This is a genomic window from Mesorhizobium sp. CU3 (assembly GCF_006442965.1).
Taxonomy (GTDB): Bacteria; Pseudomonadota; Alphaproteobacteria; order Rhizobiales; family Rhizobiaceae; genus Mesorhizobium.
This window is the reverse complement of record NZ_VFWX01000020.1, coordinates 125,690-137,663: the sequence shown is the minus strand read 5'-3', so window position 1 is coordinate 137,663 and position 11,974 is coordinate 125,690. Positions and strand designations below refer to the sequence as shown.

The 11,974-nt window shown below is 63.7% G+C and carries 9 protein-coding genes; 2 read left to right on the top strand and 7 right to left on the bottom strand.

Annotated elements, in window-relative coordinates:
* Nucleotides 1-63 precede the first annotated feature (63 nt).
* Both FJ988_RS26035 and glmM read right to left on the bottom strand, forming a co-directional pair.
* A complete protein-coding gene (locus FJ988_RS26035) occupies nt 64-912 on the bottom strand; it encodes an outer membrane protein (protein ID WP_140821360.1) in 849 nt (282 codons plus the stop codon).
* Between the two features lie 341 nt (nt 913-1,253).
* Nucleotides 1,254-2,606: a phosphoglucosamine mutase gene (glmM, locus tag FJ988_RS26030; protein WP_140821358.1), complete on the bottom strand. Its 1,353-nt coding sequence runs from the start codon at nt 2,604-2,606 to the stop codon at nt 1,254-1,256.
* Between the two features lie 371 nt (nt 2,607-2,977).
* On the opposite strand from glmM, the gene FJ988_RS26025 reads away from it, so the two are divergent.
* Nucleotides 2,978-3,829 carry a hypothetical protein gene (locus FJ988_RS26025; protein ID WP_140821356.1) on the top strand — a complete coding sequence of 284 codons (852 nt, stop codon included), beginning with the start codon at nt 2,978-2,980 and terminating at the stop codon, nt 3,827-3,829.
* A 233-nt stretch (nt 3,830-4,062) separates the two neighbouring features.
* Nucleotides 4,063-4,515, top strand: coding sequence for a hypothetical protein (locus tag FJ988_RS26020; RefSeq protein ID WP_140821354.1), 453 nt, complete (start codon nt 4,063-4,065; stop codon nt 4,513-4,515).
* Nucleotides 4,516-5,041: 526 nt separating this feature from the next.
* Here the strand turns inward: FJ988_RS26020 and ftsH are convergent.
* From ftsH to tolB, 5 genes are all read right to left on the bottom strand, one after another.
* Complete coding sequence (gene ftsH / locus FJ988_RS26015) at nt 5,042-6,976, bottom strand: ATP-dependent zinc metalloprotease FtsH (protein WP_140821352.1); 1,935 nt, start codon at nt 6,974-6,976, stop codon at nt 5,042-5,044.
* A 105-nt stretch (nt 6,977-7,081) separates the two neighbouring features.
* The gene (gene tilS, locus FJ988_RS26010) at nt 7,082-8,464 is read right to left on the bottom strand and encodes a tRNA lysidine(34) synthetase TilS (protein WP_140821350.1); all 1,383 of its coding nucleotides are present in this window, start codon (nt 8,462-8,464) and stop codon (nt 7,082-7,084) included.
* Between the two features lie 54 nt (nt 8,465-8,518).
* Nucleotides 8,519-9,658: a tol-pal system protein YbgF gene (gene ybgF, locus FJ988_RS26005; protein ID WP_140821348.1), complete on the bottom strand. Its 1,140-nt coding sequence runs from the start codon at nt 9,656-9,658 to the stop codon at nt 8,519-8,521.
* A gap of 224 nt (nt 9,659-9,882) precedes the next feature.
* Nucleotides 9,883-10,389 (bottom strand): peptidoglycan-associated lipoprotein Pal, encoded by a 507-nt coding sequence (pal, locus tag FJ988_RS26000; protein ID WP_140821346.1) that lies wholly within the window; start codon nt 10,387-10,389, stop codon nt 9,883-9,885.
* A gap of 234 nt (nt 10,390-10,623) precedes the next feature.
* Nucleotides 10,624-11,937, bottom strand: coding sequence for a Tol-Pal system beta propeller repeat protein TolB (tolB, locus tag FJ988_RS25995; RefSeq protein WP_140821343.1), 1,314 nt, complete (start codon nt 11,935-11,937; stop codon nt 10,624-10,626).
* Nucleotides 11,938-11,974: the final 37 nt, after the last annotated feature.

Sequence of the window (11,974 nt, the reverse complement as noted above, 5' to 3'; positions counted from 1 at the left end):
CAAAACCCTCCCCCCCCCGGGCGGGGGCGGGGCGGCTTCGACATTCAGGGACCTATGAAGCGACTACTTGGTGTAGATCGGCTCCGGTGCCGGCTGATAAGGCTCCGGCGGCGGGGCGCAGGAGGACTGGCCGCCGAACTCGTAGCGCAGGCCACCGCGCACTTCATGCACGTTGATGCCGCGGTCGTAGCCGGGGCCGACATTGCTGTCCGAGGCGTATTCGAACATCTTGCCGCCGTTGATATGGCTGTAGCGATAACCGACATCCAGCTTGACGCGGTCGGTCAGGCAGTAGGAAGCGCCGGCCATGAGGGCATAGGCGAAGCGCCAGCCCTTGCCGCCCTGATGGTAGAAGTCGCCGTCGAGATCGCTGTTGTGCAGCGTATCCCACTTGACCCAGGCGCCGCCGATGCCGGCGCCGACATAGGGCGTAACACCATGCCAGGTGCCGATATCGACATAGGCGTTGGCCAGAAGCAGCAGCGCCGAGTAGGACGAGGTGTCGGACGAGGTACAAGGGGTCTGCGGCGCAGGACCGCAGAAGCCGTCGGTCGAACCATGGAAGTCCGAGCTGAACAGATAGTCGCCCGTCAGGTCCGTGCGGAAGTGGTCGTCGATCTGGTAACCGATGCCGGCACCGGCGGAGAAGGCGCCCTTGAGGCTGCCGGTGGCGAAGCTGCCCTGGATCTGAGGCGCGGCACCGTAGGTGATGTAATCGCCGCCGCCGAAACGCGACCAATGATAGTCGAGATCGCCGCGGATATACCAGTTGCCACCGACGCTGGCGGGCGCCGCCTCGACAACCGGGGGCGGAGCTTCTTCGACCGGCTGCGGCATATCGGCGGCGAATGCGTGGCCCGTGAACCCCGCAAGCAGCCCGGCAAGCAATGTCATTCTTGCTGTACTCAACATGTTGTCACCCCTGAGAAGCCTCGGGACGACACCGCCCGAAGATGATTGACCTCGGGTGTGGATAATGAATTGCAAAGGTTAAAAGCCGTTTAACCGTACCGATTAACCACGAATCTATACAATTTGTAATGGTAGCCCGTTGCCGCCCACGCAAGAAAAAGCCCGCCGGGTGGCGGGCTGATCAGTCCAGCTTGCGGACCAAGGTGATTTGAGATTCAGGTCGGGCCGCGTCGAGAATGGTGGTTTCCGAGAACCGGAGCGGAGCGTACTTAAAGTACGTGAGCACGTGACGCGCAGGAAGCCGCTATTCGCAGTCCGGCATCACCTGATATCAGTTCACCTCAGGCGGCGCTGCGGGTTTCCTGTATGATGCCGACGATATCGTTGACCACCGCCTCGACCAGCTGCGGATCATCGCCTTCGGCCATGACGCGGATGAGCGGCTCGGTACCCGAAGGCCGGATGACCAGTCGGCCGGCCTTGCCGAGCCGGTTGCGCGCCTCTTCGATGGCCGCCTTGACCGGCGCTTCTTCCAGCGGCTTGCCGCCTGAGATGCGGACATTCTTCAGAAGCTGCGGCACCGGCTCGAACTTCTTCGACAATTCGCTGACCGGGCGGTTCTGCCGCTTGATGCAGGCCAGCACCTGCAGCGCCGAGACCAGGCCGTCGCCGGTGGTCGAGAAGTCAGAGAGCACGATATGGCCGGACTGCTCGCCGCCGACATTCAAGCCATGCGCGCGCATGTGCTCCACCACATAGCGGTCGCCGACCTTGGTGCGGTGCAGCTGCAGCTTCATGTCGCCGAGAAAGCGTTCGAGCCCGAGATTGGACATCACCGTCGAGACGACGCCGCCACCCGCCAGCCGCCCGCTCTGCTGCCAGGATTCGGCGATCAGCGCCATGATCTGGTCGCCATCGACGATGGCGCCGTTCTCGTCGACGATGACGACCCGGTCGGCGTCGCCGTCGAGCGCAATGCCGATATCGGCGCGCACCTCGTGCACCTTCTTTTGCAGGCCGGCTGGATGGGTCGAGCCGCATTCCTTGTTGATGTTGAAGCCGTTCGGCTCGACATTGATCGCGATGACCTCGGCGCCCAGTTCCCACAGCGCGGCGGGCGCCACCTTGTAGGCAGCGCCGTTGGCGCAGTCGACGACGATCCTCAAGCCCGAAAGCGACATCGAGCGCGGCAGCGTGCGCTTGGCGAATTCGATGTAGCGGTCATGCACGCCGTCGACGCGCTTGGCGCGGCCAAGCCCATCGGAATCGGCCAGCGCCATCTCGACATCCTTGTCCAGCATGCCCTCGATGCGCTCCTCGATCTCGTCGGAAAGCTTGTAGCCGTCGGGGCCGAACAGCTTGATGCCGTTGTCGTAATAGGGGTTGTGCGAGGCCGAGATCATGACGCCGATATCGGCGCGCAGCGAGCGCACCAGCATGGCCACCGCCGGCGTCGGGATCGGGCCGAGCAGGAACACGTCCATGCCGGCGGCGCACAGGCCGGCCACCATGGCGTTCTCGATCATATAGCCCGAAAGCCGCGTGTCCTTGCCGAGCACGACGCGGTGACGATGATTCCCGCGCTGGAAGGAAAGCCCGGCGGCCATGCCGACCCGCATCGCGACTTCGGCCGTCATCGGAAACTTGTTGGCGCGTCCGCGGATACCGTCCGTGCCGAAATACTGACCTGCCATGCCTGATACAGTCCCCGTCGGTTTTTCAGCCGCCCCGTATTGCCATAATTGGGCCGCGTCCGATCATCAAATTTGGCGTATATATATTACCAATCCGTAGAAAATCATTTTCGCGGGCGGTGCAAGTGATTCGACGACCTGCCGCGACCTCTCTCAATAGCGGCACTAAACCTGCCAGCGCCAGCCTTTCCGCCGCGCAATCCACCGGCAAAGCTTGGGTCGCGGCCAACCTCGAAGCAATTCATCACCTTATCGAGAACAACACACTTTGTGACGCTGTCCACAAAGGAAGCATCTGGCGCAACCGGACATTGAGCGCTATTGATTCGGCATAGGGACAATTATTGGCGGCAGAATAGGGAGAAAACGCCATGCTTATTCATAAAATTGCAACCTTGACGGGTATCGCCGTCGCAACCTTGTTCCTGGCGGCGCCGGCCAATGCGCTGACCATGGCGGAGTGCAGCACCAAGTATAACGCGGCCAAGGACGCCGGCACGCTTGCCGGCCAGACCTGGAACCAGTTCCGCAAGGCGCAGTGCGGCAGCGATGCGTCAGCCGCGACAGACACCAAGGCAGCCACCGACACCAAGGCCGCCGACACCAAGCCAGCCAAGAAGACCAAAGCGGCCGCCGCCGCTGACGACGCCGCCAAGGGCCTGAGCTCGAAGGAGTGCAGCGCCAAGTACCAGGCCGCCAAGTCCGCCGGCACGCTGAACGGCATGAAGTGGAACGACTTCCGCAAGGCCGAATGCGGCCCGGGCGCCACGGCAGCCGCCGCCACCGCGCCGGCCACCGACACCAAGCCCGCCAAGAAGACCGCTGCCGCGGCTGCCGACAGCGGCAAGGGCCTGACCATGGCCGAATGCAGCACCAAATACCAAGCCGCCAAGACGGCCAACACGCTGAAGGGCATGAAGTGGAACGACTTCCGCAAGGCCGAGTGCGGCGCTGGGGCCGATGATGACGACACCGTGCCTGCTCCGACGGAAGCCACCTACACCAGCGAGCCGGCCAAGCCGACGGCCGTCGCGCCGAAGGGTGTGAGCTTCCCGAAGGCGATCTCGCCGAAATTCGCCAACGAAAACCCGGGCAAGGGCCGCATGCATACCTGCCTCGAGCAGTATTATGCCAACAAGGACGCCAACACGCTGAACGGCCTGAAGTGGATCCAGAAGGGCGGCGGCTTCTACAGCCTCTGCAATGCCAAGCTGAAGAGCTGATAGGCTAATTGTTCGAAGACAAAAAGCCCGCGCATCGCAAGATGCGCGGGCTTTTCTTGCGCGCGAAGACGCCCGAGGCCTTGCTCGCACCTGCATATCGCGGGACTGCCGGCATCATCGATTCTCTCCCACTGCCCGCCAGGCTTATCGGTGGCCGCCAAGATTCTTGTTGAACATATAGGGAACAAACAGTACACAAAGAGACGTCGAAATTATTCAATCAGGAGGGTCTTATGTTCAGTTTGAAATTGGCGGCGTTGGCAGTGACGGCAGTGGTCGCTTCCAACGCCGCACCTGCAAGCGCAATGACGATGAAGGAATGCGGCGAGACCTATCGTGCAGCCAAGGAAGGCGGTACTCTGAACGGCATGGACTGGGCCGCTTTTCGCAAGGAGAAATGTGCGACGTCCGCCGCAGAGAGTGCCAGCGCGGATACGGTCAAACCCGCGGAGCAGCAGAAAAAGGAAACTGGCGCGGCGGTCGCCCCCACTGTAGCGCCGGCGGGCGTGACATTCCCGACCACCCTCGCCGCCGAGTTCAACACCGAAAAGCCCGCGAAGGCCCGGATGAAGACCTGCCTGCAGGGTTACCACGAAAACAAGGAGGCGGGTACGCTGAACGGCCTTCGCTGGATTCAGAAGGGCGGCGGTTACTACAGCCTCTGCAATGCCAAGCTGAAGAGCTGATCGGTTAGTCCGTATTGCCTGAACAAGGTCCGCGCATCGCAAGATGCTCGGGCCTTTTTTTGGGGAATGCGGGAGAAGACGTGCTCAGGGAAGCGCCGGCGGTGACGCTGCCGATCTCCATCCTCGTGGGAAAAATGTCCGGCAGGACAGAGGGGGCGCGAAGGAGCGCTACTTTGCGTTCGTCATTCTAGGGCGGAGCAAGGAGCGGAGCGACGCGCGCAGACCCTAGAATCCATGCCGTGACGTTAAGGCTTTGCAGCGGTTACAGAATTCTGCGCCGTTGCGCCATCCGGCGACAGTCATGGCATGGATCCTCGGGTCAAGCCCGAGGATGACGAAGAAAGGTCGGCGGGACAGCGCCCCTCTCTGCCCTGCCGGGCATCTCCCCCACGAGGGGGAAGATTGGCCGTCACACCGGCTTTCGCCAATCGCCATCGTTGCATGTAAGCCGGCAGCCCTCCTCGATCCCCAAAAGCAAAACGCCGCGGTTTGAGCCGCGGCGTTTGTTTGGAGCGATTGCCGGCCCTCACCCTTGCGGCTGCGGTTCCATGCCGCCTTCGGGCTCAGAGCCCTTCTTGCGGCGGCCGCCGGTGCCGGCCTTCGGCACGGCCGAGCCGCGGCTGGGTGGCGTGTCGTCGCCCAGGTCGCGGGCAGGCTTGTTGCCGGCGATCAGCTGCTTGATCTCCTCACCGGACAGCGTCTCGTATTCGAGCAGCCCTTCGGCGAGCGCGATCCATTCCTTCTTCTTCTTGGTCAACACGGCCTTGGCGGTCGAATAGGCCTCGTCGATCAGCCGGCGCACTTCGCCGTCGATGATCTGGGCTGTCTCTTCCGAGATGTTCTGCGTGCGCGCCACCGAATGTCCAAGGAATACCTCTTCCTGGTTGTCGCCATAAGCTACATGGCCGAGCTTGTCGGAGAAGCCCCAGCGCGTCACCATGGCGCGCGCCAGCTTGGTCGCCTGCTCGATGTCGGAGGAGGCGCCGGAGGTAATATTCTCCTTGCCGAACTTGAACTCCTCCGCGACGCGGCCGCCCATCATGATCGCAAGCCGCGAGATCATGTATTTGTAGCTCATCGAATAGCGGTCGCCTTCCGGCAGCTGCATGACCATGCCGAGCGCGCGGCCGCGCGGGATGATGGTCGCCTTGTGCAGCGGATCGGCAGTCGGCACGTTGAGCGCCAGGATGGCATGGCCGGACTCGTGATAGGCGGTCAGTTCCTTCTCGGCCTGCGTCATCGCCGACGAGCGGCGCTCGGCGCCCATCATGATCTTGTCCTTGGCGTCCTCGAACTCGGCCATGGTGACCAGCCGCTTGTTGCGGCGCGCCGCCATCAGCGCGGATTCGTTGACGAGGTTCATCAAATCGGCGCCGGAGAAGCCGGGCGTGCCGCGCGCGATGACCTTGAGGTCGACATTGGGGGCCAGCGGCACGTTGCGCACATGCACCTTGAGGATCTTCTCGCGGCCGACGATGTCGGGGTTCGGCACCACGACCTGGCGGTCGAAGCGACCGGGCCTGAGCAGCGCCGGGTCGAGCACGTCGGGCCGGTTGGTGGCGGCGATCAGGATGATCGATTCGTTGGACTCGAAACCGTCCATCTCGACCAGGAGTTGGTTCAACGTCTGCTCGCGCTCGTCATTGCCGCCACCGAGGCCGGCGCCGCGATGGCGGCCGACGGCGTCAATTTCGTCGATGAAAATGATGCAAGGCGCATTCTTCTTGGCCTGGTCGAACATATCGCGCACGCGGCTGGCGCCGACACCTACGAACATCTCGACGAAGTCCGAACCGGAGATGGTGAAGAACGGCACGTTGGCCTCACCCGCGACCGAGCGGGCAAGCAGCGTCTTGCCGGTGCCGGGCGGACCGACCAGTAGCACGCCGCGCGGGATTTTGCCGCCGAGGCGCTGGAACTTCTGCGGATCGCGCAGGAACTCGACGATCTCTTCGAGATCTTCCTTGGCCTCGTCGACGCCGGCGACGTCCTGGAAGGTGACGCGGCCATGCGCTTCGGTCAAAAGCTTGGCCTTCGACTTGCCGAAGCCCATGGCGCGGCCGGAGCCCGACTGCATCTGGCGCATGAAGAATATCCACACGCCGAGGATCAGGATCATCGGCAGCCACGAGATCAGGTAGCCGAACAGCGAGTTGGAACCATCGGTTTCAGGCTTGGCGGTGATGGTGACGTTCTTGTCCTGCAGCCTGGAAACCAGCGACGGATCGCCGGGTGAATAGGTCTGGAAGCCGTTGGCGTTGTCGGAATAGGTGCCGAAGATGCGGGCGCCGGTGATGGTCACCGTCTTGACCCGGCCGGAGCCTACGTCCTGCAGGAACTGCGAATAGGGGATATCGGTCGTGGCACCGCGCGTCTGTGGCGTCTGGAAAAGATTGAACAGGGCGATGAGCAGGACCGCTATGATCGCCCAGAGCGCGAGGTTGCGATAGTTCGGATTCATCTATTGTCCCGTTGGCGTCCGCATGCGGACACGCGATGATTGAGGAAGCTTGGGCCTAACATAGGGAGAGCGCCTCCCCTTGCCAAGCCAAACAGCGCGGATCGGTTAAGCTTTCGCCCAGCCTGAATTGGCATCGTGGCCGCCGAATGGCGGTGCGGGCATTGGCGGCGCGCCGACGAGCGCCGCCACGGCGGCCCCCGGCCTGAGGTCGAAGGACGGCAGAAAGCGGGCGAAAGGGGCGACGGCGGGCATGATCGAGACCGGCTGCCGGAGAGCGCCGCCGCCAGTAAAATCAAGGCATTCGCCACCTGCCCACAGCGCCGGCTCCGCGGCAAGCGCCGCGCGCGCAAGACTGGGCGGAACATCCTCGCGGAAGGGCGCCTTCCCGACGGCGGCTGAGCCCAGCGGCGCGATCACCAAGCCGGCCGCGTTGTCGCCCAAAGTGATCCGCCGCCGGCCGTCCCAAAGCGCATTCTCGACCGGGGGAGCGGCGGCCGGCAGGTTGCGGGCCTCGCGGCGCAGGAAAATGCCGATGCGGCGCCCATCGACGACGCTCCGCGACAAAGTGGCGCGAAGCGGGCCGGACCGCAGGCGGGCGAACAGCGACCGGCAGCGCGCATCGTCGGCCAGGAAGGCGGCGCCGCCGACAGTGGCGAGTAGAATGCGCAGCCCATAGATGGCCGCCTCGGCGTCTTCGCAGTCGGCGAAACCTTCGTCGAGGCGCACGAGTCCGGGAGCCGGCGCGCAAGCAAAGGTCTCGATCAGCATGGCGGCGCGGCAGCCGATCGCTTCGCGCCGGACGGCGGCCTCGCCGGCCTCGGCCAGCGCTTCCCCGATGCGGCCTTCTCCATTGCGGCCGGCAAGCGAAGCCCGCATGCGAGGCCGTTCGAAACGCGGGTCGACATTGGTCGGGTCATCGATCCAGCCGATAGCGCGCCGCATCAGCATCTCGCGCAGCGCGCCGCGCCGCATGCCAAGCAGCGGCCGCGCGATCCATGCCCGCCAGTCATGCAGCGTGGCGGGCGCCATGCCGGCGAGACCGCGGCCCGCGTCATGCGATTCGTCGTCGCGGGCCTTGCGCATCAGTACCGTCTCGGCCTGGTCGTCGGCGGTGTGGCCGGTCGCGATCAGGCCGAGACCTTCGCGTAAGGCGAGATCGGCGAGCAGCCGGTAGCGTGCCTCGCGCGCCGCCGCCGGCAGGCCGCTCGCGGGCTTGTCGCCCGACCAGATAAGCGTGCGATGCGCGATGCCGTGTTCCGCGCAGAGTGCCGCGACGGCTTGCGCCTCGGCAGCGGAACCGGCCCGCAGATCATGATCGACCGTCACCGCGAGCAGCCTGGCTGCCGGCATGTTGCGATCCATGTGTTGTTTGAGGAGAAAGAGAAGGGCGGTCGAGTCGCTGCCGCCGGACACGGCCGCAACGGCGCCGCGGGAAAAATCGAAGGTCGAGAAAAGGCGGTCGGTAAGCTCTGGCTCGATCGCGAGCATCAACGCATGTCGCTCAAAAAATCCCGGTTTCGAGACAACGACATGCACGAGAGACTAGCAAGAGGCCAGTGCCTTTTCCTGCTTGATGCGTTCCTTGAGCGCACCGGAAACGTCGGGGTAGCGCTTGCCGATCTCGTTGAAGGTGGCGCAGGCGACGTCGTTCTGCTTCAGGCCGACCAGCGACACGCCGAGCTTGAGCAGCATATCGGGCGCCTTCTTGGCCTTCGGGTAGTCTTTGCTGGCGGCCAGGAAGACTTCAGCGGCGTCGCGGTATTTCTGCTGGCCGAGCAGCGACTCGCCGAGCCAGTAATGCGCGTCGGCCGCCTTCGCGTCCTTGGGGAAGCGCGAGATGTGATCGCGGAAACCCTGCTCCGCCGTCGGATAGTCGCCCGACAGAATGAACTGGTAGGAGTTGCGGTAGAGTTCGTCGGGACTGTTGGTGGTGGGCAACGCCGCGACCTGGGTTTCGCCGCTCTTGTTCTTCTTCGCCGGCGTTTCGGCGGAAGGAGCGCTCGCCGTGGCCGCCGGTGAATCCGCCGGCGCGCTCGCCTGCGGATCGGCATTGATCACGTTGCCGTTCTTGTCGACGGTGATGGTGCCGAAATTCTTCGGGGGCGCGCCGGTGATCAGCTTGCCCGGGTCGCCTGTCTGCGATTCCACGATGACATCGCCGACGGTCTTGCCGCCATTCTGCGCACCCGTATCGGCCGGAGCCTGCGTCGCCGGAGCCTCGGCGACGCTGTTGTCGGTACCGTTGTCACTGGCGCCATTGTCGCCGGTGGCGGCCTGGCCGACGCTGGTGCTGCCGTCCTGTGGGACTGCTTCGGACTTCTTCTGGCCGGCGGGCTTCGCGCCCTGCGTGCCGCCTTCGAGCTGCTGGAAGCGGAACTCGTTGTCTTCCTGCTGCTTGCGCATCTGCTCCTGCATCTGCAGGATCTGGAAGTTGAGCTCCTCGACCTTGCCGTTCAGTTGCCGAAGCTGGTCTTCCAGGCCCGTCATGCCGGCGCCGTCCTGCTGCGCCACCTGCGCCGCTTCCGGCTTCTTCTTGTCGCCGAAAATGCCGAGCGTCGGCAGATGGAAGGAGAAACCGCTGTCGGAAGCCTGCCCGGCATTGTCGGCCGAAGCGGCAAGGCTCGGGAGGCTGGATACGATGAGCAGCGCAAGCGTGCCGCTCAGGACCGTTCTGAAATGCATTCTATCTCTCGCGGTGGAATGGTTGGCCTGATGCGCCTTTCCAAATCAAACAGTGGGAGCAAGCGCCCTCGCGCTCATAGCAGGACGCGAGACTTCGGCCAAATTTTGTTTCGGACCGTCGCAAATGAAAAAGGCGGCCAAGCGGCCGCCTTTCATGTCCAACTGTTGTATTTTTGTCGCCCGCGACGCCGCGCCCGAACGGGCGCAGGAAGCAAAGCCCGGTCTTAGGAGCCGGCGCCCGACAGCGTGGTGACGGCGCGACGGTTCTGCGACCAGCAGGAGATGTCGTCGCAGACCGCCACCGGGCGCTCCTTGCCGTAGGAGATCGTCTTCAGGCGGCTGCCGGAGACGCCCTTGGAGACCAGGAAGTCGCGGGTGGCGGCGGCGCGGCGGGCGCCAAGCGCCAGATTGTACTCACGCGTGCCGCGCTCGTCGGCATGGCCTTCGATGACGATGGCATACTGGCGGTACTGGTTCAGCCACTGCGCCTGGCGGGCGAGCGTGGTCTGCGCATCGGCGCGAATCGAGGCGGAATCGGTGTCGAAGAAGATGCGGTCGCCGATGTTGACGGTAAAATCCTGCGCGGAACCGGGCGTGGCGGCGCCGGCGCCATTGAGGCCGAGATCGCCAGGGCTGTTCAGGTTCTTCTTCGAGGCGCAGCCGGTGATGGCAAGCGCTGCCACGAGCGCGATCATTGCCGGGTTGCGGGTAAGTGCTGCGATACGGCCCATGCCGCCTCTCCTTCGCATTCGAGTGATTTCGTTGATCACCCAGTAACCACGTTTGGGTTAACCGGCATTCAAGAAACACGGTTAATGATTGGTTTAGAGCCGCCGTCCGCGGCCGTTTTTACGGGGCTCACATTGCGCGCGGACCGTAGGCGGAAATGCGGCCAAAACGCGACCGGCTTGTGAAAAAAGAGGCCCGAAAGGCCTCTTTTCTAGGGGTTTTGGACAAATGCGACACTATTCCAGCAGCGGCGACCATGCCGGGTCCGACGCATAGTTCGCCGTCGGAATCGGCTGCTCGTTGCGGCCGGTGAGGTCGACCGAGACCAGCTTCGGCCCGCCGCCGGAATCGCGGAAGAACATCAGCACCCGGCCGTTGGGCGCCCAGGTCGGGCCTTCCTGCTGGAAGCCGGAAGACAGGATGCGCTCGCCCGAGCCGTCGGTCTTCATGACGCCGATCTGGAATTCGCCGCCGCTCTGCTTGGTGAAGGCGATGAGATCTCCGCGCGGCGACCAGACCGGCGTCGAATAGACGCCGTCGCCGAAGGAGATGCGGTGCGGGTTGGAGCCGTCGGCGCCCATGACATAGATTTGCGAGCGGCCGCTGCCGCCGCCGCGGTCGGAGGTGAAGACGACCTGCGAGCCGTCCGGCGAATAGGAGGGCGAGGTGTCGATCGCGGTCGAATCGGTCAGTCGCGTGGTCGAGCGGCTTCTCAGATCCATGGCGAAGATGTTGGAATTGCCGTCGTCGCGCAGCAGGCTCATGATCACCTTCTGGCCGTCCGGCGAGAAGCGCGGCGCGAAGGTCATGCCCGGAAAATTGCCGACCAACTCGCGCTGACCAGTTTCGATCTGCAGCAGGTAGACCTTAGGCTGCCCGCTTTCATAGGACATATAGGTGATTTCCTGACGGTTCGGCGAAAAGCGCGGCGTCAGCACGATGGCGCGGCCGTCGGAGAGGTAGCGAACATTGGCGCCGTCCTGATCCATGATGGCAAGCCGCTTCTTGCGCGCATTCTTGGGGCCGGATTCGTCGACGAAGACGACGCGCGTGTCGAAATAGCCTTTTTCGCCGGTGATCTTCTCATAGATCGCATCGGCGATGATGTGCGCGACACGGCGCTGATTGGCGTCGTTGGCGAAAAACTGTTCGCCGGCCAGCTGCTGGTTGCCGAAAATATCCCAAAGCCGGTACTGGGCGCGGATGCGTCCGTCGGCCTCCTTGCTGACGCTGCCGGTCACCAGCGCCTGCGCGTTAATGACCTTCCAGTCTTCGTAGCGCGGCGCGGCATCGGGGTTCGTGATCTTCTCGACAAAGGCGGCCTTGTCGATCGGCGCGAACAGTCCCGAGCGTTTCAGATCGGCGGTGACGATCTCCGATATCTGCGGACCAAGCCCTCCCTGGAAGTCGGGGATGGCGATCGGCATCGGCTCGACATTGCCTTTGTTGACATTGAGCTCGAGGGTTGCCCGAGCAGGCAAGGTGGCGACGGAAATTATGCCTACCGCCATCGCGGCGACCATCAGGAGCGGCTTGAGGATGGATTTCATGTCTTCTCGCTTCTCTTGCTGATTTTTTGGACGCTCA

What these genes read in the sequence shown, in the direction of transcription:
- FJ988_RS26020 (WP_140821354.1), top strand. Translation starts at nt 4,063, where the DNA reads ATGTTCAGTTTGAAATTGGCGGCGTTGGCAGTGACGGCAGTGGTCGCT.
- tilS (WP_140821350.1), bottom strand. Translation starts at nt 8,464, where the DNA reads ATGCTCGCGATCGAGCCAGAGCTTACCGACCGCCTTTTCTCGACCTTC.
- tolB (WP_140821343.1), bottom strand. Translation starts at nt 11,937, where the DNA reads ATGAAATCCATCCTCAAGCCGCTCCTGATGGTCGCCGCGATGGCGGTA.
- FJ988_RS26035 (WP_140821360.1), bottom strand. Translation starts at nt 912, where the DNA reads ATGTTGAGTACAGCAAGAATGACATTGCTTGCCGGGCTGCTTGCGGGG.
- pal (WP_140821346.1), bottom strand. Translation starts at nt 10,389, where the DNA reads ATGGGCCGTATCGCAGCACTTACCCGCAACCCGGCAATGATCGCGCTC.
- FJ988_RS26025 (WP_140821356.1), top strand. Translation starts at nt 2,978, where the DNA reads ATGCTTATTCATAAAATTGCAACCTTGACGGGTATCGCCGTCGCAACC.
- glmM (WP_140821358.1), bottom strand. Translation starts at nt 2,606, where the DNA reads ATGGCAGGTCAGTATTTCGGCACGGACGGTATCCGCGGACGCGCCAAC.
- ybgF (WP_140821348.1), bottom strand. Translation starts at nt 9,658, where the DNA reads ATGCATTTCAGAACGGTCCTGAGCGGCACGCTTGCGCTGCTCATCGTA.
- ftsH (WP_140821352.1), bottom strand. Translation starts at nt 6,976, where the DNA reads ATGAATCCGAACTATCGCAACCTCGCGCTCTGGGCGATCATAGCGGTC.